General features: G+C 40.3%; 25 protein-coding genes. 10 read left to right on the plus strand and 15 right to left on the minus strand.

Features of this window, described 5'->3' with window-relative positions:
- Window positions 1-2: 2 nt before the first annotated feature.
- The gene (locus ATS72_RS03920; RefSeq protein WP_058428912.1) at window positions 3-677 is read right to left on the minus strand and encodes an NADPH-dependent FMN reductase; all 675 of its coding nucleotides are present in this window, start codon (window positions 675-677) and stop codon (window positions 3-5) included.
- A gap of 181 nt (window positions 678-858) precedes the next feature.
- Between ATS72_RS03920 and ATS72_RS03925 the strand changes: the two genes are divergently transcribed.
- Window positions 859-2,376, plus strand: a complete 1,518-nt coding sequence (locus ATS72_RS03925; RefSeq protein WP_058428913.1) for a leucyl aminopeptidase — start codon at window positions 859-861, stop codon at window positions 2,374-2,376.
- Between the two features lie 43 nt (window positions 2,377-2,419).
- Here ATS72_RS03925 and ATS72_RS03930 read toward each other — a convergent pair whose 3' ends face one another.
- The 14 genes from ATS72_RS03930 to ATS72_RS03995 form a co-directional block, all read right to left on the minus strand.
- Complete coding sequence (locus ATS72_RS03930) at window positions 2,420-3,004, minus strand: lipoyl domain-containing protein (RefSeq protein ID WP_058428914.1); 585 nt, start codon at window positions 3,002-3,004, stop codon at window positions 2,420-2,422.
- Between the two features lie 137 nt (window positions 3,005-3,141).
- Window positions 3,142-4,155, minus strand: a complete 1,014-nt coding sequence (locus tag ATS72_RS03935) for a DUF5924 family protein (protein WP_058428915.1) — start codon at window positions 4,153-4,155, stop codon at window positions 3,142-3,144.
- Window positions 4,156-4,846: 691 nt separating this feature from the next.
- Entirely contained in the window at window positions 4,847-5,404 is a 558-nt protein-coding gene (locus ATS72_RS03940) for a cytochrome b (protein ID WP_058428916.1), read from the minus strand.
- A gap of 593 nt (window positions 5,405-5,997) precedes the next feature.
- Window positions 5,998-6,390, minus strand: coding sequence for a hypothetical protein (locus ATS72_RS03945; protein ID WP_058428917.1), 393 nt, complete (start codon window positions 6,388-6,390; stop codon window positions 5,998-6,000).
- Window positions 6,391-6,418: 28 nt separating this feature from the next.
- On the minus strand, window positions 6,419-6,817 hold the full coding sequence (locus ATS72_RS03950; protein WP_058428918.1) for a hypothetical protein: 399 nt from the start codon (window positions 6,815-6,817) through the stop codon (window positions 6,419-6,421).
- A 129-nt stretch (window positions 6,818-6,946) separates the two neighbouring features.
- Window positions 6,947-7,258, minus strand: a complete 312-nt coding sequence (locus ATS72_RS03955; protein ID WP_058428919.1) for a hypothetical protein — start codon at window positions 7,256-7,258, stop codon at window positions 6,947-6,949.
- A gap of 101 nt (window positions 7,259-7,359) precedes the next feature.
- Window positions 7,360-8,199, minus strand: coding sequence for an HNH endonuclease (locus tag ATS72_RS03960; RefSeq protein ID WP_058428920.1), 840 nt, complete (start codon window positions 8,197-8,199; stop codon window positions 7,360-7,362).
- A gap of 349 nt (window positions 8,200-8,548) precedes the next feature.
- A complete protein-coding gene (locus ATS72_RS03965) occupies window positions 8,549-9,319 on the minus strand; it encodes an SDR family oxidoreductase (protein WP_058428921.1) in 771 nt (256 codons plus the stop codon).
- Between the two features lie 9 nt (window positions 9,320-9,328).
- Window positions 9,329-10,228 (minus strand): 3-hydroxyisobutyrate dehydrogenase, encoded by a 900-nt coding sequence (gene mmsB / locus ATS72_RS03970; protein WP_039036939.1) that lies wholly within the window; start codon window positions 10,226-10,228, stop codon window positions 9,329-9,331.
- Between the two features lie 10 nt (window positions 10,229-10,238).
- Window positions 10,239-11,390 (minus strand): enoyl-CoA hydratase/isomerase family protein, encoded by a 1,152-nt coding sequence (locus ATS72_RS03975; RefSeq protein WP_058429175.1) that lies wholly within the window; start codon window positions 11,388-11,390, stop codon window positions 10,239-10,241.
- Complete coding sequence (locus ATS72_RS03980) at window positions 11,390-12,175, minus strand: enoyl-CoA hydratase (RefSeq protein ID WP_058428922.1); 786 nt, start codon at window positions 12,173-12,175, stop codon at window positions 11,390-11,392. The genes ATS72_RS03975 and ATS72_RS03980 overlap by 1 nt, the downstream gene beginning before the upstream one ends.
- 10 nt (window positions 12,176-12,185) lie before the next feature.
- Window positions 12,186-13,343: an acyl-CoA dehydrogenase family protein gene (locus ATS72_RS03985; protein WP_039036937.1), complete on the minus strand. Its 1,158-nt coding sequence runs from the start codon at window positions 13,341-13,343 to the stop codon at window positions 12,186-12,188.
- Window positions 13,344-13,477: 134 nt separating this feature from the next.
- Window positions 13,478-14,968, minus strand: coding sequence for a CoA-acylating methylmalonate-semialdehyde dehydrogenase (locus tag ATS72_RS03990; RefSeq protein ID WP_058428923.1), 1,491 nt, complete (start codon window positions 14,966-14,968; stop codon window positions 13,478-13,480).
- A gap of 91 nt (window positions 14,969-15,059) precedes the next feature.
- A complete protein-coding gene (locus ATS72_RS03995) occupies window positions 15,060-16,241 on the minus strand; it encodes a thiolase family protein (RefSeq protein WP_058428924.1) in 1,182 nt (393 codons plus the stop codon).
- Window positions 16,242-16,571: 330 nt separating this feature from the next.
- Between ATS72_RS03995 and ATS72_RS04000 the strand changes: the two genes are divergently transcribed.
- The 9 genes from ATS72_RS04000 (at window position 16,572) to ATS72_RS04040 (ending at window position 26,228) form a co-directional block, all read left to right on the plus strand.
- Window positions 16,572-17,006 carry a MerR family transcriptional regulator gene (locus ATS72_RS04000; protein ID WP_006794190.1) on the plus strand — a complete coding sequence of 145 codons (435 nt, stop codon included), beginning with the start codon at window positions 16,572-16,574 and terminating at the stop codon, window positions 17,004-17,006.
- A gap of 54 nt (window positions 17,007-17,060) precedes the next feature.
- Window positions 17,061-18,236, plus strand: coding sequence for an isovaleryl-CoA dehydrogenase (locus tag ATS72_RS04005; RefSeq protein WP_008131008.1), 1,176 nt, complete (start codon window positions 17,061-17,063; stop codon window positions 18,234-18,236).
- A gap of 10 nt (window positions 18,237-18,246) precedes the next feature.
- Complete coding sequence (locus ATS72_RS04010) at window positions 18,247-19,854, plus strand: carboxyl transferase domain-containing protein (RefSeq protein WP_058428925.1); 1,608 nt, start codon at window positions 18,247-18,249, stop codon at window positions 19,852-19,854.
- A 14-nt stretch (window positions 19,855-19,868) separates the two neighbouring features.
- Complete coding sequence (locus ATS72_RS04015; protein ID WP_058428926.1) at window positions 19,869-20,639, plus strand: enoyl-CoA hydratase/isomerase family protein; 771 nt, start codon at window positions 19,869-19,871, stop codon at window positions 20,637-20,639.
- An 8-nt stretch (window positions 20,640-20,647) separates the two neighbouring features.
- The gene (locus ATS72_RS04020) at window positions 20,648-22,639 is read left to right on the plus strand and encodes an acetyl/propionyl/methylcrotonyl-CoA carboxylase subunit alpha (protein ID WP_058428927.1); all 1,992 of its coding nucleotides are present in this window, start codon (window positions 20,648-20,650) and stop codon (window positions 22,637-22,639) included.
- Window positions 22,639-23,541, plus strand: a complete 903-nt coding sequence (locus ATS72_RS04025) for a hydroxymethylglutaryl-CoA lyase (protein WP_058428928.1) — start codon at window positions 22,639-22,641, stop codon at window positions 23,539-23,541. The genes ATS72_RS04020 and ATS72_RS04025 overlap by 1 nt, the downstream gene beginning before the upstream one ends.
- A 102-nt stretch (window positions 23,542-23,643) precedes the next feature.
- Complete coding sequence (locus ATS72_RS04030) at window positions 23,644-24,342, plus strand: CoA transferase subunit A (RefSeq protein WP_006794184.1); 699 nt, start codon at window positions 23,644-23,646, stop codon at window positions 24,340-24,342.
- 14 nt (window positions 24,343-24,356) lie between these two features.
- Window positions 24,357-25,013, plus strand: coding sequence for a CoA transferase subunit B (locus ATS72_RS04035; protein ID WP_058403973.1), 657 nt, complete (start codon window positions 24,357-24,359; stop codon window positions 25,011-25,013).
- A gap of 330 nt (window positions 25,014-25,343) precedes the next feature.
- Window positions 25,344-26,228 carry a LysR family transcriptional regulator gene (locus tag ATS72_RS04040; protein ID WP_006794182.1) on the plus strand — a complete coding sequence of 295 codons (885 nt, stop codon included), beginning with the start codon at window positions 25,344-25,346 and terminating at the stop codon, window positions 26,226-26,228.
- Window positions 26,229-26,617 lie beyond the last annotated feature (389 nt).

A 26,617-nucleotide genomic window follows, 5' to 3' on the forward strand; every position in this document is an offset into this window, starting at 1 on the left:
ACTTAATTAGTAGTTGTTTTAGGCGCATTTCGCTGCGCGGGGTTTGTTTTAAAGCTTGCAATCATATTATGAGGGTTTTTACATTCAGCCTGTATTTTAGCGGCCTCAGCCCACCATATTAATTGATTAAATGTACGATAAAAATAGTTAAACCACGAGGTCTGATCATCATCAGTAGCAAACTCTCCAAGCTCGTTAAACACATCCTGTGCCTTTGGAACATGAATCATCGACGATACTGGTAAACACCCAAGTTCTGATAAAAAAGTGCGCATACTAATAGCTGCACGAACCCCACCCCACTGCCCAGCAGAATAAGAAACAATCGCACTGGGTTTATACGAAAACAGTGAACTACCAAAGTGATTGAGAAGATCAGCTAATGCAGGGCTCATAGAGTGATTATATTCAGGGCTGATCATTATATAGCCATCAGCAGATTTAATTTTATCGGCCAAATTGTTAAGTTTAGTGGGGGCATTGTGCTGTGTATATGCAAAGTGAGGTTTAAATACAGCATCGTTTGGGTAATCTAACGCATCAATTATTTCAAATTCATGTTCACTAAAGTGTGACTGCAAACACAATAAACACGCTTTACTAACTCTACTTCCAAGACGTACTGGTTTAGGGGGGGAGCTCTCACGCACAGTGCCTAAAAACAATAAAAACTTCATAATATAACTCCATGTAAATATTTTGTTTTACATTAAGCCTAGTATCACCGACATGCAAATAAATTTATAACGTATTTTTATGCCGTTATACGTCGCTCTTAATTGCCGTTTCAGCTTATCGCACTTAACTAAGCAGTCAAAAATAGGTAAAAAACAGTTTTAAATTAATCTTAGGTGAACGATGAAACACATAATTAAAGCCTCTCTCTTAACGCTGGCAATAAGCGCTAGTTTAAATACACACGCAGCACAGTTTTCGTTTTCTTCAAAAGTAGACAACGATGCACACACATTAATTGTGTTTTATAGCCAAGATGGAAAAAACAATCAATTTAAAAACCTCGACAAACAATTTAATGGACAGCTGCAACGTATAATTGATGTTGAAAACTTTGAAGGTAAATACGCCAAAACAACACAGCTGATTGCCCCACTTAATAGTAACTACAAACGTATATTAGTTGTCGGAACTGGTAAACAAAACGAGTTAAATAAAGCACGCATTGCTAAATTAGGCGGAAACGTACACGCTCAATTAGTTAAATATAAAGCCGATACCGCCAATGTATTATTTGACGATGTAACGGGTGTTGATGCAAACCATTTACTAGCTGCAAACTTTGCGCATGGCGCAAACCTACGTGACCATCGCTTTGAAAAATACAAACAAACACCTAGCACGCAAACAGTGACTTACTCGTTTGATGTCGATAGCACAAAAAAGACGAAAGCGACGTATAAACAGCTAGAAAGTATTCAGGCCGGTGTATTTTTAGCACGCGACCTTACCTCTGAAGTAGCCACTGAAATGACGCCAGTTGATTTTGCAAATGCTGCAAAAGAGCTTGAATCGTTAGGCGTGACCATTACAGTTTTAAAGCCTGAACAACTTAAAGAGCTTGGTATGGGCGCATTAGAAGCCGTTGGCCGCGGTAGCGATCAGGGTGCTCGCTTAGTTGTTGCCCATTATAAAGGCTCTAATGACGACCCTATAGCGTTAGTAGGTAAAGGTATAACATTCGACTCGGGCGGTTATAGTATTAAAACAGGTGCATCTATCGCACGTATGAAATCAGACATGGCAGGCGCTGCAGCTGTTCTCGGTACGGTTAAAGCAATGGCTATGGCCAAAGCCGACAAAAATGTTGTAGCTGTAATGGGCATGGCGGCAAATATGGTTTCGCAATTTGCAGTAGCGCCTGGCGATGTTGTTCGAACAGCTGAAGGCTTAAGTGTTGAAATACTCAACACCGACGCCGAAGGCCGTTTAGTTTTAAGTGATGCAATGTGGTATGCACGTAAGCACTTTAACCCAAGCATAATGATTGATGTAGCTACACTTACTGGTTCAAAAATTCGTGCCGTTGGTAACGAGTATGCGGCTGTTTTCTCAAAAGACGACACACTCGTAAATCAGCTAACACTTGCTGGCGAGCAGGTAAACGAAAACCTATGGCGTTTACCATTAGGTTATAAAGATATGCTTAAATCAGACATTGCCGACATAACAAACGTAGGGTCTGGCGGACCTGGCGCAACCACTGCAGCAACGTTTTTAGAGCATTTTGCGGGTGAAACGCGTTGGGTTCATATTGATATTGCAGGTAATGCGTTAGTTAAAAAAGGAAAAGGTGAACTATCACCTGGCGGCACAGGCTATGGTGTACGCTTGTTAAGCGAATGGCTATTGGCTAACTAATTTTATTTTACGCCAAAAGCCCACGCTTTTGGCGTTTACTCCACTAATTAAATATAAAGCGACTCGCTGTTACACCAATAATAATGCCTACCACTAGTACAGCAACCGTATAAAACACCCCTTTACTCTCACCACTATGGCTGACTTCTTGAGGTAGCTGTGCTCTGGTGTCTATTTTAGATTCTGTATGTGGCGTATCATTATGTTTATCCAAGCAAGCCTGTTTGGGATCATCAATCGTTCGATCTAGGTTTATTATTTCATTATGAATGGGTGTTTCAGTGACTGAGCTCTGAATATCATGGGTGTTAATTTGGTCTACGTCGCTGGTGTTATTTTGAAATGCAGGTATATCACTCAAAGGGGCTTGTATTAACTCCTCGGTTAGTTCGTCATATTCAAACTGCATCACCACTTGGTTTGAGCTAACCTGTTCACCTTCATTTATATTTATCTTGGTGACAACTCCGTTAGCCATGGCAACAATTTCAAGAACAACTTTATCAGTTTCCACATCAAGTAATGTGTCATCTTTTTTTACGTGTTGCCCCTCAGTCACATATATTTTTGTAGCCAAAGCAGACATTGTTGGTTCGGGTAAATGAGGTATTAAAACATCACTGTTCATCGTTCTTCCTTGCTTAATAAATGTAATAAATTTACTAATACAGCCTATCAAGCCCTTTGATAGTTAACAATAATTTTTTAATACGTACAGTCCCTATTAATTTATTTATGCTTAAGCACATTTTTGTGCAACTTGTTTTAATGCGTCACCGTAAATTTAGTTAAACCAATTAACTGGCCTGATTCAGTCATAACCTTAACTTGCCATTTTCCTGCCGCGTTTTGTGGAAAATTTACTTTGTGTGTCCATGCTCTATAACCACTTTTACGCCCACCGCTGATATTAAGCGCTATTTTATCTACCTGCTTTTTATTGTGTGTCCATACATGAAATATCTTTTCGTTTAACCCTCGCGGTGCTTTTACCGCTGTCCATGTATAAAGCCCTTTTGCGTGTAACGAGCGTTCATTTAACGAGTTAATATTTCCTATCGGTTTTTTACTTTGCTCATTTACCTCATGCGCTAATGTAATGCTTGTTAGGTGCAGCGCGGCAGGTGGAACAAAGCTTCTTAATTGCCATATGCCTACACTCAAACTGAATAAAATTATTGCTAAAATAGGTAAACGCCACCACGGCGCATTAGGCATTAAATTAGTAAGACTAGGTAATGTTAATACTACGGCTATAACTAATGCAGCAGCTAAACTTTGACTGGTTGTTAAGCTGAACAAAATAGGCAATGTAACAAGTAAAACTACAAACAAAGCAAAGTTATGAAACACCGTAAATAGCGTTCTATTTTTAGCTAATTTTTTGTAATAGAAGGGATCAATAACCGATGCAACCGCACACAAAATAATAAGTGATGTAAATACTGCTTGAGGATGGTCCCACTGGGTAACAACTAAAAAAAATGGCAGCGCAAAAAACAAACTCTCTTGCTGAATCATTTGTAAAGCAAAGCGTGTTACATTAGGTGAAACACTCACACCAAATCGTTCTTCAACTTTATCACGAAGCCAATTATCTACAATTAACCACAACCAGCTTATAAGTAAAACTAAAGCAACAACTTGCGCAAACGACTCCTTTCTATCAACTAGCACGTAGCTTGCAATACCAGAGCAAAACGCTAAAACAGCCAGTAAGCCCGGTCGTTTTTGCATTGCATTAATAAATTGAGTAATCAACGATTTTATTTTGTTCATTTGTTCGCTTTGTAAGTACCAAATGCACTTTATTATTATGAAGTTAGTTATAACAGATTAGCTAAACAAAAATGAACAGAACATAGATAGCCCAATAATATTATTAATATTGAGTAACTAAATAAGAGCGCGGGACAGTTTTTGGTAAATTGTTTATTTGCTCAATTACAAATTATGCAAATAAAAATCTATTGTACACTCACAAAACCAACACAGTTTATAAGGACGGTACTAATAACAAATATTCAGGATAAATATAAAGCGTTCTAACTAAGGCCTTTGAGCAACTGAACGATAAATGTTGTTCAAACAAAGGCCCAACTAAAAACAAACCACGTTATTGATTTGTGGTAGAGCTTTTTTTAAATTGAGATAAACCCCAAAATAGTATGCCAGTACCAGCACATGAAAGAAAAAAGAATAACCCCAAACCTAAAGGGGAACCCCAATTTAAAATATGATATATAAATTCCATACCCTTGCCTTCAAAAATTGAATTTAGCAAACAGTAACCCAATAATTATAAAAATACTAACTAAAGCTTTTAAAGTTAAAAGAGCAACATTTGGTTCTTAGCTGCTAACGCACTCAAATAGTTTAATTTAAAAAACGCAACGTTTAGGGATGCACCAGCTAAATATCAGTCACCAAACATTAAAGGCAAAATTAAAGCTCAGCTCCGTTCATTTTATTATTTATAGCATTTCGGCAAACGCATTCGCGATAACGTATTATCAGCTAAAACATAATGGTGAAATAAAGCCGCAGCCGCATGTAAACCTATTACGTAATACCCCACTTCCCCTGCGGTTTGATGTATCTCTTTAATACTTTTAGCAAGTTCATTGTTTTGAGCGGCCAAAGCAGGCAACTCTAAACCAAAAAACGGGATGGGTTTACCTGCTAGACTCAAAATTAGCCAACCAACTATAGGCATAGCAAACATAAACACATACAGCGCAATATGAACAAATGTAGCTAACTTATTTTGCCATTTTGCAGGCTCAGGTTGTATAGCAGGTGCTGCACCACCCAATAAACGCGCAACTAACCTCACACTAACTAAAGCTAGCACAGATAAACCCAACATAAAGTGCCACATTTTAAAGGCATCACGGGTTTCGGTGCCTTTATCAAATAATTCGCGAAGTTCAATACTGCCGTAAACAGTGACAATTAAAATAAACATCAACCAATGTAAGGCAACAGAAAGTGTATTGTAATGAGTATCTGTATTTTTAAAATTCATAACACCTCCTAATAAACGCATTAAAGTTAAAAGCTCACTTATGCGTATAAGTACATGTTTACAGCCTAACCTTTAGTCATTTTCTCTTTGATGATCTGAAACATAGAATGAGTTACAAACTAATGAGTTACTAAGTCAAATTAATGGTTTAATGATTCTGGAATTTAAGTGTTAGTTACAATAACTGAGCAAACTTAAAATAAACTTAAATAGTACGCATAAAAAACAACAACCTAAAGTTACTGTTTCAAATATCAACGTGTGTTTAAAAGTAATAAACCGCTAAAATTGAATGAGTTTCTGAGTCTTCAGTCTTTGTTTGCTAACCAATACTCGTAAAGTTCGCTCTTTGATGTCTGAAGTCAAGATTTGACCCCTTTGGTTCTAAATAGTAGGCATAAAAAACAACAACCTAAAGTTACTGTTTTAAATATCAACGTGTGTTGAAAAGTAATAAACCGCTAAAATTGAATGAGTTTCTGAGTCTTCAGTCTTTGTTTGCTAACCAATACTCGTAAAGTTCGCTCTTTGATGTCTGAAGTCAAGATTTGACCCCTTTGGTTAGACCGACCCCTTTGGTTAGACCCCTTTGGTTACACCGCAAACATGTTTAAAATTATCATGATGACGCCAAAACCTAAAAGCCAAAACAAACCCCTTTGTGCTGTTTTGAATAAGTCACTTAACCGATTTTTTATAAGTGTACCCGAAGCAATTTGATCAGAGATATTAAACATACCTAAAACCCAAATCCAACCTGAAATCATCATGATTGCAATTAATACTATTATACCAAAAACAGCCAAGCCATCGGACAATGTATAAAACTCAGCGACGGCACCACCCGCAATAGCTAATACTGCGTGAATACTCCCTAAAAGGAGTGCTGATTTATTAGTAGCTCTCAAATTCATAGAAAAATATAACGCCTCATTAAGAGGAAATTTATAGTTGGCTAAAATGTTGAACGCAGTGAAAACAGCCAACTGTAAATTTTCCTACTTTGATGCCTTTTTATGTGTATTGAACACTAAAACTGTTTTTAAACCAAATATTGGAGTTTTTAGTAAATAGAAGCAATAGAACACCTAATTGACTAAGATTTGTAATAGCACTTAGAGAAACAAACTCAAATGGCATTAACCAAAATTGCTGAAAATTTATAAAAGTGCTGATTAAGCTTATTAAAACTAAAACGGAATAAACTACCCTTGCCCAATTTCTACCTTTATTAATTTTGTATGCAAGCCACAGCATTAAAATAGTAGTAACAGCAAAAGAGATGCATTTAGCTACCGTATTTGGCATTAAATCAGGCGCTTTACTAGTAATAATTAAGATCGAGATCAGACTAGCAAGCCAGCTAATTATAATAAGAATAATTGTGAGTTTTATACTTTTAGGTTTATCCATAACCTTCCTATGAGATTAATATTGCGATACCAGATAGATACACATAACGCTTTGAATATGGGGATTTTAGGAGCGCTTTGGCCGAAGGCCAGCGAGTAAAATTCCCAGTGAGTTTACGAACAGCATAATTCATTTGTTAGGTGTTTCCTGCTCAGAGTTTTGACTATTTGAGTACATAATTAAACCAGAGCGTTCTAACTTTTTAAATAATTTAACGCGTTGCTTAATAAGTTTAATCTCTTTTTCCAGATTACTTTTAAGCTTAATTACGACTTCGTTATTAGGGTTTAACTTTAAACTTGATTCAATTTCTTTAAGTTCGGAACTCAACTGAGATATTTGCGTATCAGCTAATTTGTAATATTCATCATTAGGGACAATAGAGTAGGTAAAAAAACTACTTACTAATAACGCTATAAATAAAACTTTTCTCAAATCCATTGAAACACCTAAAGCCTCATTCAGACGCAATAAAATAGCTGGTTAAAATTAGCGAGGCACGAGCAAAAACGAACTGTTATTTGTCCTGCTTTAATGACTTGTTACATGGCATTTTCTTCGGCCGATGAAGCTACTAACTTTAGCTTTTCATTGTACGCTGTTGAGTCGATAGCATAGTGTGCTCGACGGTGGCAATTGGGGCAAAGAGCTACTACGTTTTTAGGATGATCAGGCCCGCCATCAGCCAGCCTATGCACATGATGGCACTCTAAGAAAGGTCCTTTCCTTGTTTTAAACGGAGCCTCTGCATTACAGCCTTCACAAATTCCTTTTGAGCGAGCTAGTACATAAAGTTTAAGAGCTTCAGAGCGATAATGAGCAGACTCTCTTTTTTCTTTAGGTTTTGAATTACTAGGAGCTTTATGTAAAGCGGCTTTCCTTAATTCTTTTAAGCTCTTATTCTTCAGTGTTTTGACATCATTCTTTTTCCCAGAATCGTAATCTGATCTTGGTTCATTAATCTCGTTTTCAGCTTCGATGGAGTTTATATCAAGGTGAAAGATGAATGCATTTCTTTCATCTCCATTTGTGTCTGGGCGAACTTCTTCGTGAAATCCTAGACATTCAGCAGTACCTAAGTAACGTACATAACTTTTTTTAGTTGATTCAAAAACGTGAATTGTTTTGTTGTTTTCTTTGTGATCACAAATAGCCTTATTACCAACTACCATTTTCATGTCGCCAGTTTGGCCTTCGCCGGTATACCAGAAAACCCCATCATTCCTATATTCATCTCTATATCCATGTTCTTCTCCAGATTGAGAAGTGAATATAAAAACGACTGGAAAATTTTTCGGGGTTGAAATACCGCCGCCACCTTGACCACCATATTTGCCGTGTATATCAAGTTTGCGTTTGTATTCTTTTCCTATTTCAAACACCACACTTCCTTATGCCTTGTAACAGCTTATTGAATACCACTTTGGGGGGTTATAAAACCCCAAAACGGCATATATTACATGGCTCAATAATTCCACTAAATAACTTCAATGTAAACACGTTATTACGCAAGTTATAAAATTATCGTTGTTAAAATACAGCAAAACGAATTTTAATAATGTTATTGGATAAAATACCATTTACTGTCTATATATACAGTATCTTTTTTTATTTGAATATCGTTTATGAAACCCTGTTTCTAACCATGATTAAATTATAATGGTGCGATTTAAAACAAAAAAGCACAGCTCAAAGAGCTGTGCTTTCAATAATTAAATTAGAGCTGACAAGTTATAAACGTATGCCGCCGTCTATCTCTACTACACGACCGGTGAAAAAGTCGTTTTCGATTATGTACTGTGCGGTATGGGCAATTTCGTCGCTTTCACCTAAGCGCCCTACGGGTGTTACCGCAAGCATACGTTGTTTGGCTTCTGGCTTCATGGCGTCGGTCATGGCGGTGCTTATTACACCTGGTGCAATAGCGCCTACGCGTATACCAAAACGGCCAAGTTCTTTAGCCCATGTGGTGGTAAGTGCCACTACACCGGCTTTTGATGCCGCGTAATTTGTTTGGCCTATGTTACCTGCCCGCGCTACGCTCGACATATTTACTATTACGCCGCCTTTGCCTGATTCAATCATGTGGCTTGCAGCTTCGCGCCCTGCTAAAAATACGCCGGTAAGATTAACATCAATCACTGATTGAAATTGCTCTAGCGACATTTTTTTAACCACTTTTCCGTCTTTAGCTTTTATGAACATGCCGTCACGCAAAATACCAGCGTTGTTAATAAGCACACTAATGTGGCCAAAATCATTGTTGATAGTACTAAATACGTTTTCTACTTCACTTTCAACCGTCACATTAGCAGCGTAGCCTTTAATTATACCTTTTACGCCTTCAAGCTGGTTTAAATGCTCGCATGCGTTGTTTAATAAATCTTGTGCCATGTCAATAAGTGCAATATTTGCGCCCATAGCTGCAAACTTTTGCGCCATAGCGAAACCTAAACCTTGCGCCCCACCTGTGATTACTACCGTATTATTTTTAATTTCCACGGTTTACTCCTACTTCGAAAACAATTTAAATATGGCGCTAAAGTCATCGCTGCCTGCACCTTGATGCTGAAGCATAGTGTACAAGTTTTTTGCCATTGAACCCATTGGCGTTGATGAATTACTTTGCTGAGCCGCTTCCATGGCAAGACCTAAATCTTTTGCCATTAAGTCAACCATAAAACCTGGCTTATAATTATTACTAGCCGGTGCTGTCTCCATTACATCTGGACACGGATTATATAACTCTAATGTCCAATTTCGACCTGAGCTTGCAGTCATAATATCGCTCAGCACTTTTGGATCTAACCCGTTATTAATACCCATTTGAATGGCTTCACTTGTGCCTGCCATTAATATGCTAAGCAGCATGTTGTTGCATATTTTTGCTACTTGACCTGCACCAATATCGCCAGCATGAAATATGTTTTTACCCATATCTACTAATACAGTATTTGCTTTTTCGAATGCGGTTTGTTCACCACCTACGATAAACGTAAGCGTTCCTGCCGTTGCCCCGGCTACACCACCTGAAACCGGTGCATCAACAAACCGTATACCTTGCTCGTCAAGTGCATTTCCTACAACGCGTGCCGATTCGGCATCAATTGTAGAGCAGTCAATCACTAAGGTATTTTTGCTTAAAACCTCAATTAGTCCATTGTTATCGTTATTACCTAAGTATAGCGATTTAACATGCTTGCCTGCAGGTAACATGCTGATCAGAACGTCGGCATTGGTGGCACATTGCGCTGCATCAACGCCCGCTTTAGCCCCCTGGCTAGCCAGCTCATTTACGACCGACTGGTTTAAATCAAAAACAGTGACTGTGTGCCCCGCTTTTACTAAATTTGCCGCCATAGGGCCGCCCATGTTTCCTAATCCGATAAAACCAATGTTAAGTTTAGTCATCGTCTTTCCTTTATTTTTGTGTTGCCGTGTCTAGGTCATCAAGTGGGTGACTAGTGCCGTAACGATTATCAAAAAAGCTATTAACTACGCTACTTGGCACATCATGGAGTGTTGGGTATTGCCAATTGGGAGCGCCGTCTTTATCGATTAACAGTGCTCTAACGCCTTCTTGGAACTCACCTACTTCACCGGCTCTTACCGACATGCTTAGTTCCATTTTAAAGCAGTCTAAAAGGGTTTTACCTTCACTTGCTTTAAGCTGCTCACTGACCAATGCACAGCTGAGTGGGCACCCATGTTTTAACGATTTTTGCGCACGTTGCAACCACTTATCATCAGTGTTTAAATTTAATAAGTAATCTACTTGCTCTTGCAATGAGCCAACACTACCTAGTGTTTGAATTGTTTTTAAATTAGCGCTAACGTTTCCTATTGGCATATCGTCAGACTGCGCGTTTAACTCATTTAGTAAATTAGTTAGCACCGTGTGGTTTTCGCTTGCACTCTTACTCCAGCTTGTAGCTAAAATAGTGTTTAGCATGTCGTTGTATTTACCGCTGTCAATAAAGTGATCAGCAAGTGATACAAAACAGGCATCGTCGCAATTAATAGACGCTGACGTTAACCCTAAAAACAAGCCAACACTTTTGGGCATTTTATGCAAAAAATAGCTGCCGCCTACATCGGGGTATAAACCTATTGTTTGTTCTGGCATTGCAATACGTGAGGTTTCGGTAACAACACGGTGGCTTGCGCCAGCCATTAGCCCTAAACCGCCTCCCATTACAATCCCGTTTCCCCAAACAAGAATAGGTTTAACGTAGGTATGTATAAGGTAATCGAGCTTATATTCTTGGGTAAAAAACTCTTCAACTAAGCTTGTTGGTTCACCTTGTGCCATTGCATGATGAAGACTTACTACATCGCCACCAGCACAAAACGCTTTTTCTCCTGCCCCTTTTAAAATAATCATTGCGATGGCATCGTCGTTTGCCCATGCCTTTAGTTGAGGAGTAAGCAATTTGATCATGTTAAAATTAAGCGCATTTAACGATTTAGGTGCGTTCAGTGTAATAAGCCCAATTAAACGGCCGTTGGCTGCGGTTGCCGTCTCAAAAAGTACTGAATCATCCGCTTTATTTAATAAGGTTAAATCACTCATTAGCCATTTACCCATTTTGCTTTGCGTTTTTCTAAAAAGGCATTTACGCCTTCTTTTTGATCATTAGTATCAAATAAACCAACAAATAGTTCGCGCTCTAATGGTAAAACGCTCGCCATGGGTTGGTGGCGCCCTTTTTGAATCAATGTTTTACATGCCGCAACCGAGCTAGGGCTTTGCTCGCTTACTTGGTTTGCAAGATTAAGCGCAGCAGCAAAACTCTCACCTTGGCCAACAACCTCTTCGACTAAACCAATGTGTAGTGCTTTATCAGCTTTTAAGCGCTCGCCGCACAAAATCATGCGTTTAGCCCAGCCTTCGCCCACTAACCATGCTAAATTTTGCGTGCCACCTGCACACGGCAATAAACCGACTTTTGCCTCAGGGAGTGCCATTTGCGCTTGTTGTTCAGCTATGCGTATATCACACGCTAAAGCAACCTCTAAACCGCCGCCCATCGCATAGCCATTAATGGCAGCAACCGACACGCCTCTAAAATTAGTTAATGCTTCAAACGCTTCGCCAAATACACGCGACATGTCTGCAGCAATACCTTTATCGCCACTGGCAAATACATTAAGGTCGGCGCCTGCGCTAAAAAACTTATCGCCTTCACCCGTTAGCACTAAGGCATAAATGTTTTTATTGTTATTAAGCGCGTTAACTTTATTTTTTAAATCAATTAAAGTGTCTTTTGTCCAGGTATTCGCTGGCGGGTTAGACATCGTTAAAATAGCAACATGGCCTTCGGTTGTTAACTCAATGCTTGGTTTTGATTCAGACATACCGTGCTCCTTATAATATTTCGCTTGCTGATTCAGCTAAAATTCGACGCGCAATAATCACACGCATTATTTCATTTGTGCCTTCAAGTATTTGATGAACGCGCACGTCACGTACATGGCGCTCTAATGGGTATTCTTTTATGTAACCATAACCACCATGTATTTGAAGTGCTTCATTACACACTGTAAAACCAACATCGGTTGCAAAGCGTTTGGCCATAGCACAATAAGTGGTTTTTTCGCTGTCGCCAGTATCAAGTTTAAATGCCGCGAGCCTTACCATTTGGCGCGCCGCTACAAGCTCTGTGTTCATATCAGCAATTTTAAATTGCAAAGCCTGAAACGCAGCCAGCGGTTTACCAAATTGTGAGCGCTCTTTGAGGTATTCACGTGCTGTATTTAAGGCCGCTTGTGCGGTTCCAATTGAACAGGTGGCAATATTAATGCGCCCACCATCTAGCCCTTGCATTGCAAACTTAAAACCTTCGCCTTCTGCTCCAAGTAAGTTATGTGCAGGAATACGAACGTCCTCAAAGCTTATTAGTCGTGTAGGCTGTGCATTCCACCCCATTTTTTCTTCTGCTTTACCGTATTCAACGCCTTTTGCATCGGCCGGTACAACAAACGCAGAAATACCCGCAGCGCCTTCGCCACCAGTACGCGCCATGACCACTAGCACTTCGGTTTCGCCTGCGCCCGATATAAACATTTTAGAACCGTTAATAACGTATTCGTCGCCATCGCGTACTGCTTTTGTTTTAAGTGAAGCTGCATCTGAACCAGAACCAGGCTCGGTTAAGCAGTATGATGCTAATAACTCACCCATAACTAATTGGTCTACATATTGATCTTTTATTGCGTCTGTTCCAAAACTTGCAACCATCCAGGTAGCCATATTATGAATAGTGAGCATGGCAGTGGTTGCCGTACACCCTAGTGCAAGTTGTTCAAAAATAATGCTTGAGTCTAAACGTGATAAACCAAGGCCGCCCGCGTCCTCTGGTGTGTATAAACCACAAAAGCCTAACTCACCGGCTGCTTTTATCGTATCTTTAGGAAAAATATGTTCGCGATCCCATTTAGCCGCGTGAGGTGCAAGCTCTGACTCGGCAAATTGGCGAGCAGTTTGTGCAAAGGCTTGTTGGTCTTCTGATAAGTTAAAGTCCATAATAGACCTCTTTAGTTGTGTGTTGTCGGTTTTCCCGTATTGGGATTATGAGTGAAGAGCGGCGAAGGCATATTTATGTGTATGAAAAACCTTCGCGCCCGTCTTTGTTATTATTTTTTGTGTGTGTTTATTAATTATTTTAAGTTAATGCTCATGTTTGGGCCTGACGCTATATCGTCTTCAAACCAACGTGAGGTAATGGTTTTGGTTTCGGTGTAAAAACGAATACCTTGCTTACCATACGTATGAGTATCGCCATAAAAAGAGCCTTTCCACCCCGTAAATGAGAAGAACGGCAGTGGCACAGGAATAGGAACATTAATACCTACTTGGCCTACTTCTATTTCGTGTTGGAATTTACGTGCAACTGCACCGCTTGAAGTAAATAGCGAGGTGCCATTACCGTAAGGGCTTTCGTTAATTAAGGCGATAGCTTCTTCTAATGTGTCTACAAACATACAAGCCAAAACAGGACCAAAAATCTCTTCTTTGTATAAGTCCATTTCTTTTGTAACGTCGGTAAATAAAGTTGGGCCAACCCAGTTACCTTGCTCGTAACCTTCTACAGTAAAGTCAGAGCCATCTATTAAACAGGTCGCGCCTTGTTTTTTACCGCTTGCAATAAGCGATAAAATTCGCTCTTTTGCTGCTTTTGACGTTTGTGGGCCGTAGGCTGCGTCTTTGTCATCCCATAAACCTGGGCGTACTTTTTCAAAGCCTGCTTTTATTTCATCTACCCATTCACTTGCTTGACCAACAAATACAGCTACCGAAATACCCATACAACGCTGCCCTGCGGCACCAACAGATGCACCAACAAGGTTATTTACAACATGCGATTTACTCGCATCTGGCATAATTACCATATGGTTTTTTGCACCTACACAGGCTTGAACACGCTTAAGGTTTTGTGTGCCTTTTGAATAAATATAGGCACCTACACCACACGAGCCTACAAACGAAATAGCACGAACGGCTTTATCTTCTAATAACCGGTCTACCTGCGGTTTTGTACCATGTACAATTTGCAGAACGCCTTTAGGTGCACCCGCTTCAATAAATAGCTCAGCTAAACGCATTGGCGTTAGTGGATCTTGCTCTGAAGGTTTTAATATAAATGTGTTACCACATACTATTGCCAGCGGAAACATCCAAAGTGGGATCATTGCCGGAAAGTTAAACGGCGTAACACCTGCACACACACCCAATGGCTGCATGTATGAATAAGTATCGATTTTGCGCGCTACATTTTCCATTGTTTCGCCCATCATCAGCGAAGGTGCATTAGCTGCTTGTTCGACAACTTCAATACCTCGCCATACATCACCTTTAGCATCTTCAAAGGTTTTACCTAGTTCGTGGCAAATAATAGTGGCTAGTTCATCATGGTGTTCTTTTAAAAGCGCCGCATATTTCATCATAATGCGGGCACGCTCAGTAATTGGCACATCTTTCCATGTTTTAAATGTTTCAGAGGCTGAAGCAATTGCCGCATCCATTTCTGCATCGGTGGTACACGGAACCTGAGCTAATACTTCTTGGTTTGCTGGGTTTATAACATCGATTAATTCTTTTGAAGCCGATTGAATAAATTCGCCATCTATTAATAGTGGAACTTGGTGCATGGTTAAATCCTATTGTATTAGTGTGTTAGTTTTAAAAATAACGCAGCTTTATTATTGTTATGTTGCTGCGTATTTTTAATGTGATTGGTACTTAGTAAGCTTCTACTGCCATTGCAACGGCTTCACCGCCACCAATACATAAAGAAGCAACGCCTTTTTTAAGGCCTCGGTTTTTAAGAGCGTGAATAAGCGTAACCAAAATACGTGCGCCACTGGCACCAATTGGATGGCCAAGTGCACATGCCCCACCGTTAACATTTACTTTGCTTTCATCAAGCTTAAGCTCTTTTATTGCAAGCATTGTTACCATGGCAAAAGCTTCGTTAATTTCCCAAAGGTCTACATCAGTTGTTGTCCAACCGGCTTTTTCGAGCACATTGTTCATTGCACCTACTGGTGCTACCGTAAATTCGCTCGGTTTTTGAGAATGTGTGCTGTGCGCTACAATTTTACAAAGGGGTGTTAAACCGTGTGCTTTTGCTTTTGACTCAGTCATTAAAACGAGGGCTGCGCCACCATCCGAAATAGATGATGAGTTAGCAGCTGTTATAGTGCCGTCTTTTTTAAAGGCTGCACGTAAACTTGGGATTTTTTCTGGGCGTGCATTACCTGGTTGCTCATCAACCGATACCGTTACATCGCCTTTTCGTGTTTGAATTGTGTGCGGTGCTATTTCGTTTTCAAAGCTGCCGTTTGCAATTGCGGCATTCGCTTTGCTTAATGAGCCAAGTGCAAAATTATCCATTTGCTCACGGCCAATGCCATATTCGTCGGCGGTATCTTGTGCAAAACAACCCATAGCTTTATTGTCGTATGCATCTTCAAGGCCATCACTCATCATGTGATCTTTGATTTCGCCATGGCCCATTCGCATTCCGCCACGCGCTTTTGGAATAAAGTAAGGGGCGTTGGTCATACTTTCCATGCCACCAGCAATCGCTGTTTCTATAGAGCCTGCTTTAATTAAATCGTTAGCAAGCATGGCGGCTTTTAAACCTGAACCACATACTTTATTAATGGTGGTAGCACCCGTGCTTAAAGCTAGCCCTGCTTTTAACATGGCTTGACGAGCTGGCGCTTGACCTAAACCAGCAGGGAGTACACAGCCCATAATTACTTCGTCAATTGCATCGGTTTTTAAACCAGTTTGCGCTAATGCACTTTTAATAGCCGTTGCACCTAATTCAGTAGACTGAGCATCGCTTAGCCCGCCCATAAAGCCACCCATAGGCGTACGTTTTGCTGCTACAATTACCACTGATTCTAAAGACATAGCTAACTCCATTGTATTTAAGGGTAAATAGTTGTTAGAATATTTACTCTATTAATTGTGTTTTAAATTATTATTTAATAACCATACACAATACTAACGTTTACGCTAACGTCAACTAAAAACCGTTAAAATTATACTTTCTTATCTGTAAGGTTTCTTTGCCACCTTTGGCTCTTACAATCTAAGTTAAAATTAAGTCATTGTAATTAAATAATTTAAATTACAAATACTGCAAACCACTTCGCTTATATTTATTTCACACCAGCCAGTACTTTACCTTTACGTAAACTTCACTTATATTGGAGTTATTCGAATGAGGTAATTACAATTATGAAACCAGATAATCAAACAAACTTTGCAAGTTCCGCCACTATACCGACCAGTAATGAACAAACTTTTAGCATTAGCGATTTAGCTAAAGAGTTTGACATTACAACTCGCTCTATACGCTTTTATGAAGACCAAGGGCTTTTATCACCTGAGCGTAATGGGCAAACACGTATTTACTCAAAGCGCGACAAAGTGCGCTTAAAACTCATTTTACGGGGTAAACGCCTAGGCTTTACGCTTGCCGAAACGGGCCGTTTGTTTGAACTGTATGACGCTGATAAATCAAGCGCTAAACAACTAGTCACTATGCTAGATCTGATTTCAGAGAAAAAAGCCGACCTTTCGCAGCAAATGGACGATATTAAAGTTGTCCTAATGGAACTGGTTACTGCGGAACGACGCTGTAGAGACACACTGAATAAAATAGACGAGTAGTTTATTTTTAAAATAAAAACACACTGATAACACACACTCACACAGGAATGAATCATGAGCACTATTTCACTTTATAAAGAGATGAACTTTGGTCTTGGCGAAACCGCCGATATGATCCGCGACCATGTAAATAGTTTTTCAAGCCAAGAAATTGCGCCACTAGCTGAACAAACCGACATTGACAATACATTTCCAAATCAACTTTGGCCGCAAATGGGCGAAATGGGCGTGTTAGGCATGACCGTTCCTGAAGAGTTTGGTGGTGCGGGCTTAGGCTATTTAGAGCATGTTATAGCAATGGAAGAAATTAGCCGCGCAAGTGCGTCTATTGGCTTGAGCTACGGTGCGCATTCAAACCTGTGTGTTAATCAAATCAACCGGAATGGTTCACAAGCACAAAAAGAAAAATACCTACCAAAACTTATCAGCGGTGAACACATTGGTGCGCTTGCTATGAGTGAGCCTAATGCAGGCTCTGACGTGGTATCGATGAAACTTAAAGCTGAGAAAAAAGGCGATAAGTATATTTTGAACGGTAATAAAATGTGGATCACCAATGGCCCGGATGCAGACACACTGGTTATTTACGCTAAAACAGATTTAAACGCCGGTGCTAAAGGGATCACTGCATTTATAGTAGAGAAGACGTTTCCTGGTTTTTCAACCGCACAAAAGCTCGACAAACTTGGTATGCGCGGATCAAACACCTGTGAGTTAGTATTTGAAAACTGTGAAGTGCCTGAAGAAAACATTCTAGGTAACTTAAACGAAGGCGTAAAAGTACTTATGAGCGGCCTAGATTACGAACGTGTTGTATTGGCAGCAGGCCCCCTTGGCATTATGCAAGCATGTATGGATATTGTTGTGCCTTACATTCATGAGCGTAAGCAATTTGATACCCCAATTGGGCAATTTCAGCTTATTCAAGGCAAGGTTGCCGACATGTACACACAAATGAACGCTGCCCGCTCATACGTTTACACGGTAGCTAAAGCCTGTGACCGCGGTGAAACCACACGTAAAGATGCTGCTGGCGCCATTTTATATGCCGCCGAATTGGCAACCAAAATGGCACTGGATGCGATTCAAATACTGGGTGGAAACGGCTACATAAACGAATACGCTACGGGTCGACTACTACGTGACGCTAAACTATACGAAATTGGCGCCGGCACGTCTGAAATTCGCCGCATGCTAATTGGTCGCGAACTTTTCACTGAAAGCCGCTAAGGATTAGATTATGACGATTTTAAAATCGAGCGTTAATCCACACGATCCTACTTTTGTGCAAAATCATAAAAACATGTCGGCGCTAGTGGATGATTTACGCGATAAAGTTGCCACGATAAGCTTAGGTGGTGGTACTGCTTTAAAAGAGCGTCACGAAGGTCGCGGTAAATTATTTGTACGCGATCGTATTAGTACGCTAATTGACGAAGGTTCACCATTTTTAGAAATTTCTCAATTCGCTGCATTTGGCGTCTATGAGCAAGCTATCCCGTGCGCAGGTGTCGTAGCTGGTATTGGCCGTGTAAAAGGCATTGAATGCATGATCATTGCAAACGATGCCACGGTTAAAGGCGGCACCTACTTTCCGCTTACTGTTAAAAAACATTTGCGAGCACAGGACATTGCAGAGCGATGCCATTTACCTTGTATTTATTTGGTTGATTCTGGCGGTGCTAACCTACCTGAGCAAGATGATGTATTTCCCGATAAATTACATTTTGGCCGTATTTTTTACAATCAAGCTCGAATGTCGGGTAAAGGTATTCCTCAAATTGCTGTGGTCATGGGGCTATGTACTGCTGGCGGTGCTTATGTACCGGCTATGGCAGATGAAAGCATAATAGTAAAAGAACAAGGCACCATATTTTTAGCAGGCCCCCCGCTTGTAAAAGCGGCAACAGGTGAAGAAGTAACGGCTGAAGAGCTTGGTGGTGCTGATGTTCATTGTAAAACATCAGGGGTAGCTGATCATTTTGCTGAAAACGACGAGCATGCGCTGTCTATTGCACGCCAATGTATTGAGCGCATTAATTACACACGCCCTACTGCACCGTTATTAAAAGATATAAAAGCGCCTCGGTACGATATAAGCGAACTTTACGGCATAGTGGGTACCGACCTTAAAAAGCCATTTGACGTACGAGAAGTCATTGCCCGAACAGTTGATGATTCATCATTTGATGAATTTAAACGCTACTTTGGTGAAACGTTGGTAACCGGTTTTGCAAGCATTTACGGTAACCCTGTTGGCATAGTGGCTAATAACGGCATTTTATTCAGCGAGTCTGCTCAAAAAGGCGCACACTTTATTCAACTGTGTGCACAACGCAATATTCCACTGGTTTTTTTACAAAATATTACCGGCTTTATGGTAGGTAAAAAATACGAAGCCGAAGGCATTGCAAAACACGGCGCAAAAATGGTGATGGCGGTTTCGTGTGCGGATGTGCCTAAATTTACGGTACTTATTGGCGGCTCTTATGGCGCTGGTAACTACGGTATGTGTGGCCGCGCATTTGAACCCACCATGATGTGGATGTGGCCTAATGCCCGTATTTCAGTCATGGGCGGCGAGCAAGCCGCAGGGGTAATGGCCCAAGTTAAGCAAGACGGCTTAGCGCGAAAAGGCCAAAGTATGACCGATGAGCAAATTAGCGAGTTTAAAAAGCCAATCATTGAGCAATACGAAGAGCAAGGCCACCCATATTATGCCAGCGCGCGTTTGTGGGACGACGGTATTATTGACCCAGCCGACACACGTAACGTATTAGGACTTGCCTTAAGTGCTGCTAAAAATGCACCAGCGCAAGATTCTCAATTTGGCGTATTTAGAATGTAACCGGAGCGCAGTAAATGTCAGTAACACTACAAATAACAAAATCTAATGTGGCTGTACTTGTTTTAAGCCGCCCTGAAAAAAGAAACGCATTTAATAGCGAAGTAATTCACGAATTAATTCAATGCATTGAACATGCAAATACGCTTGATATAAAAGCGCTGGTGTTAAAAACAGAAGGCAAACACTTTTCAGCCGGAGCAGATTTAGCCTGGATGAAATCCATGGCTGATAACAATTACGCCGATAACCTGGCCGACTCTATGCAACTTGCAAAACTAATGCAGGTTTTAGCCACCAGCCCTCACCCAACCGTGTGTGCTGTTCAAGGCGCTGCATTTGGTGGTGCGCTAGGCTTAATTGCCTGTTGCGATATTGCACTGTGTAAAGATGATGCTCAGTTTTGCTTAAGTGAGGTGAAACTTGGGCTTATTCCTGCGGTAATTAGCCCGTATGTAATTAAAGCCATAGGTGAGCGTGCTGCTCGCAGATATTTTTTAACTGCTGAGGTGTTTGATGCCCACACAGCCAAACAACTTGGATTAGTTCATCAAGTAACCGGCAATTTAGACTGCGCGCTTGATAACATGTTGCAAACACTGATTGATAACGGCCCTGTTGCAGTCAAAGCCGCTAAAGCTTTAATTAATGATGTGGCAAACAAGCCTATTAGTGAACAAATTATTGAGCTTACGGCCGAACGGATTGCAAAGATTCGTGTATCTGATGAAGGCCAAGAAGGGCTTAGTGCTTTTTTTGATAAACGCCCACCCGCTTGGCAACTGTAGGATTAATTATGAACACACACACTTTAAAAAAGATACTCATTGCCAACCGAGGTGAAATTGCGTGCCGTATCATGCGCAGTGCAAAGCAAATGGGGTTAACGACTGTAGCCGTTTATTCTGACGCCGATAAGCACGCACAACATGTAAAAATGGCTGATGAGGCTTATCATATTGGGCCTGCTCCGAGTAAAGACTCGTACCTTGTGACCGATAAAATTTTACAAGTAGCCAAAAATAGCGGCGCAGATTGTATTCACCCAGGGTATGGTTTTTTATCTGAAAACAGCGAGTTTGCTAAAGCCTGTGAAGCTAACAACATTGCGTTTATTGGCCCACTTGCAAGCAGCATAGAAGCCATGGGATCTAAAACCCGCGCTAAAGAAATAATGGCTGAAGCAAATGTACCGTTAGTGCCAGGCTATTATGGTGATAATCAAGACCCTGCCTTTTTACAATCTGAGGCCGAAAAAATTGGCTATCCCGTACTGATTAAAGCGGCTTTTGGGGGCGGTGGTAAAGGTATGCGCGTTGTTGAGCAAGCTAAAGATTTTATAACTGCACTTGAGGGCGCACAGCGTGAAGCAATAGCAGGCTTTGGTAATGACTTAGTACTGCTAGAGCGCTATGTTAACCAGCCTCGCCATGTTGAAGTACAGGTGTTTGCAGATAATCACGGTAACTGTGTTTATTTAGGTGATAGAGATTGCTCTTTACAACGTCGTCATCAAAAAGTAATTGAAGAAGCGCCAGCACCGGGTTTAAGTGACACATTACGAAAAGAAATGGGCGAAGCCGCAGTACGTTGTGCTTTGGCTATAAATTACCGTGGTGCAGGTACTGTTGAGTTTTTACTGTGTGGCGATGAGTTTTTCTTTATGGAAATGAACACACGCCTACAAGTAGAACACCCAGTAACCGAAATGGTAACCGGTGTAGATTTAGTCAATTGGCAAATTAATATAGCAGCTGGGCACACTTTGCCTTTAACGCAATCTGACATACAACTACAAGGCCACAGCTTTGAAGCGCGAATTTACGCAGAGGATCCAAGTAACGATTTTATTCCTTGTTCAGGCGTAATCGAATCGTTAAATACTCCGCTTAATAGTGAGTTTGTACGAATAGATACCGGCATTGCACAAGGCGATGAAATCAGCCCCTATTACGACCCAATGATTGCAAAGCTTATAGTACATGATGATAACCGCGAGCAAGCATTAGGGCGTTTACGCCAAGCACTTGGTGAATTTCATTTAGCGGGTTTTAGTACCAACATTGGCTTTTTAAGTAACTTAGCTCATCACCCTACCTTTAACCAGGGCGCACCAAGTACACACTTTATTGCAGAGCAAGGCGACTCTTTAGTTACTGTTGATAGTGCGCTTTTACAATCTAGTGAACTCATAGGTGCATTTGCGTACTTATGCTCTTTGAATAATGAGCAAGCTCAGCAACACAATGGTAGCCCATGGCAGCAACTTACCGGATTTAACTTAAATTCTCCACGCATCATTAAAGTGCCTTTTAAAGATTTACAGCTGAGTGCGATTAAAACATCTGAAGGGTTCAACATTACCCATAACAACACGGTATTTAATCTTCAAGGGACAGTCATTAAAGGCGTTTGTACTGTATTTATTGATGGCAATAAGCATATTGCGCATGTCTCACATTGTAATGACACCATTACGGTTATGAATAAAGCACTACAAATTAACCTTGAACTCATTAATAAACATTATATAAGTTCACATGAAAGTGATGCATTGCCACTAGCAGCGCCACTCAATGGCACCGTGGTTAAACACTTGGTTACGGTTGGCAGTACGATTAGCAAAGGCGATCCTGTTGTGATCATTGAAGCTATGAAAATGGAATACACCCTCAATGCGCCACACGATGGCATTTTACAAAGCTATTGTTTTGGTGAAGGTGAATTGGTATCTCACGGTGCCCTACTCGCCATTGTTGAATATACCACACAGCAGGAAGGTGTCTGATGAGCGCATTTCCTGATTCGGTTCGTATTGTTGAGGTGGGTGCGCGTGACGGCCTACAAAGCGAGAGTTTGGTAAATACTCAGGATAAAATCTCACTGATTAATGCCCTTGCACAAGCCGGTTTAAAAGATATAGAAGCAGGTGCGTTTGTATCCCCTAAATGGGTGCCACAAATGGCAGATTCGGCATATGTTATTAACGCACTTAACTTACCAAATATTAACTTAAGCGCGCTGACACCAAACTTGAAAGGTGCGCACGCGGCCCATGACGCTGGTATTAAAGAGTTTGCAATTTTTACCGCCGCAAGCGAGTCTTTCTGTAAAAAAAACATCAACTGCTCAGTTGACGAAAGTATCACACGCTTCAGTGAAGTTATGAACTTTGCAAAAGAGCATAATATTCGTGTTCGTGGTTACGTAAGTTGTGTACTTGGCTGTCCTTACGAAGGAGACATAGACGCTAAGGCTGTGCTTGATGTAACACAAAAGCTATTAGATTTAGGCTGTTACGAAGTAAGCCTTGGAGACACGATTGGCGTAGGTACTGCAAAAAAAGTAACTCAACTCATAGAATTACTTTTAATGCACATAGACAGCAACCGGCTTGCAGTGCATTTTCATGATACCTACGGGCAAGCGCTCACAAATATTTACGCAGCGCTAAGCCTAGGAATATCAACGGTTGACGCAGCAGTTGCCGGCCTTGGTGGGTGCCCTTATGCTAAAGGCGCGTCAGGAAATGTTGCCACTGAAGATGTCGTTTACTTACTTGATGGCCTTGGCATAAACCATGGAATTGATTTACAAAGGCTTGTTGATGCAGGTTGGGCCATTACTAATGCGCTTAACAAAACGCCAGTAAGTAAAGTTTCTGTAGCGCTGCACAAAAAACAACAATGACACACTTACGTGTTAACTACTTTTTAGCCTATATATTACTTAAGTAAGTGTAAAACGAAGGTAAATAGTTAACAAAATTTAGCACACAATGAGGAGAGACTCATGGCCGGTTTTGATAAGGTGGTTTCAAGCTACGAAGCTGCAATGGAAGGGTTGAAAGACGGTGATACCATTATTGCCGGTGGTTTTGGTTTATGTGGAATACCTGAAGGTTTAATAAAGCAAATTAAAAAGATGAACACAAAAGAGTTAACCGTTGTATCTAACAACTGCGGTGTTGATGATTTTGGTTTAGGTATTTTATTGCAAGATAAACAAATAAAAAAAGTAATTGCCTCGTATGTTGGAGAAAACGCCCTATTTGAGCAGCAATTATTAAATGGCGAAATAGATGTTGAGCTTACGCCACAAGGAACACTTGCAGAAAAAATGCGCGCTGGTGGTGCCGGTATTCCCGCATTTTATACCGCTACAGGTTACGGTACGCCCGTTGCAGAGGGTAAAGATGTAAAAGAATTTGATGGTCGCCCTTACATTTTAGAAGAGTCTATCACGGGTGAATTTGCCATTGTGAAAGCGTGGAAGGCTGACCGGTATGGAAACCTGGTATTTAGACACACAGCAATGAACTTTAACCCAATGGCTGCAACAGCAGGAAAAATTACTGTGGCAGAAGTGGAAGAAATCGTCGAGCCGGGTGAACTTGAACCAAGCCAAATCCACACCCCTGGCATTTATGTAAATCGCGTGATTAAAGGTAACTTTGAAAAACGCATTGAACGTGTAACAACACGAGATTAAGCAGGAGCAAAGTAATGGCATTATCACGTGAACAAGTTGCAATGCGCGTTGCGCAAGAACTACAAGATGGTTACTACGTTAATTTGGGCATAGGAATTCCGACACTCGTCGCAAACTATGTACCTGATGATATTGAAGTTATGCTACAGTCAGAAAATGGCCTATTAGGTATGGGGCAATACCCAACTAAAGCTGAGCTTGATGCAGATATGATTAACGCGGGTAAAGAAACCGTGACAGCAGCCACAGGTGCTGCCATATTTAATAGTGCAGATAGTTTTGCCATGATACGGGGTGGTCATGTAGACTTAACAGTTCTTGGTGCTTTTGAAGTTGACCAGAACGGTAACATCGCGTCATGGATGATCCCCAAAAAGCTTATTAAAGGCATGGGCGGCGCAATGGACTTAGTTGCTGGCGCAAAAAATATAATTGTTACAATGACCCATGCCAGTAAGCATGGTGAATCTAAGCTTCTTGAATCATGTAGTTTACCGCTTACCGGTGTAAATTGCGTAAAGAAAATAGTAACAGATTTAGCCGTTTTAGAAGTTAAAGACGGCGCATTTCATTTAATAGAGCGTGCACCTGGTGTATCTGTAGATGAAATTATTAGCAAAACAGCAGGTAAATTACTTGTTGACGGTGAAGTACCAGAAATGGTTTTATAAGATTATTATATAGTTAACTTTACCCTGTACCGACCTCATTCCCAGTGCCAATGGCGCTGAGTTACCCAAAATCCCTCGCAAGAGGGATTTTTTTTGCCTACAATGCTATTTTTATGGTTAATTAATACACGCTTAATAAATTATTATCTATAATAGATGCATAAATACTGTGTTATTTAGCTAGAGCTATTGCACTAATTTGTTGTTATGATGCACCAAAATTGTGAAGCTGCCCTATCAATAAAATTAAGTTATTGATAGTATTGAATAATAACATTTGGATCGATATTTGCCTGTACAGGTAATCTAAACATTTAAACACTGGAAAACATGCAAACTCCTATTCGTGGTCTTCGTTCTTTTTGCTTTGCAGCAAGAAGCCTAAGTTTTAAGCATGCAGCCAATGAGCTGTACTTAACACCGTCGGCGGTAAGCCACCAAATAAAACAACTAGAAGAACAACTTGGTATAGAGCTGTTTCATCGTAAAACACGTTCGATTAGCCTAACTACGGCTGGAAAAAACTTTTTTGATGCGATCTCCCCTATCATTACTATGTTAGAAGGTACCATTAATGAGTTTAGTCAATTACAACAAAACACAAATATCACGATTACTTTACCCGAGTTTTTTGCCAGTGAATTGCTGATGCCAAAATTAAGCGAATGGACCACTCAGCATCCTAATATTAATTTGCAAATGGACACGCTTAAAACACGTAAAGAACTTACCCGCCATAGTGATTTGTCTATTGTGCTTTCGTCAAGTAAGCCAACTGAGGGCGCAGTCACTGAGCTATTTAATTTAGAATACATTCCTGCATGTAATAAAAAATTACTTGAACAGTGGAAAAACAACGATTTACAAGCACTGAACCAAGTACCACTAATTTTACACAAAGCACGCCCTTGGGCATGGCACCAGTGGGCTGAAAAAGTGGGCATAGATGATTTTTCGCCTACGCAAATTATTCAGATAGATAGTATGTTTGGTGTTGCACGTGCCGCACAGCAAGGTATGGGGATTGCACTTATTCCTCTACCTATAAGCCAAAGCTGGTTAGACGAGCAATGGTTATATAAATTGTTTGAACAGCCATTAACGACTAAAGATAAATATTATTTGGTTCAACACGACTCAAATGTAGCCAACCACCCTCTAGATCTGTTTGCTAAATGGGTAGTTGATACTTTTAGAAAAACACAAGAACAATAATTTTTAGTTCACACTTAGTTAATTTATTTACTGTATAAAACACAAAAAATTCACATTAAATTAATGTAAAAGCCAACTTATTATCAATGAGTTGGCTTTTTTGTTATTTAATTTTTATGGTTTAAATTTTTTCACTTATCAGTTTTATTTTTATCGTTTGTTTGAATTTAGGAAACAACATAAAGTCTATTTAACGAAAACATTTAATGACTAATTGAGTTGTTATTTAAATAACTAAGTTTGAAACCAATTTAGTTTTTATGACTCAAATAAATGTATAAAAGAATCTTTATATTGTGTGTGAAGATGTTGTCAGTGTGAAAAACAGTTCAAATTAGGTGGTGACTTAGTTTGGGCTGTTTTTATTCTCTCCAACGGCCACATAATAT

Source organism: Pseudoalteromonas sp. 13-15, from assembly GCF_001468205.2.
GTDB classification, from domain to species: Bacteria; Pseudomonadota; Gammaproteobacteria; order Enterobacterales; family Alteromonadaceae; genus Pseudoalteromonas; species Pseudoalteromonas marina.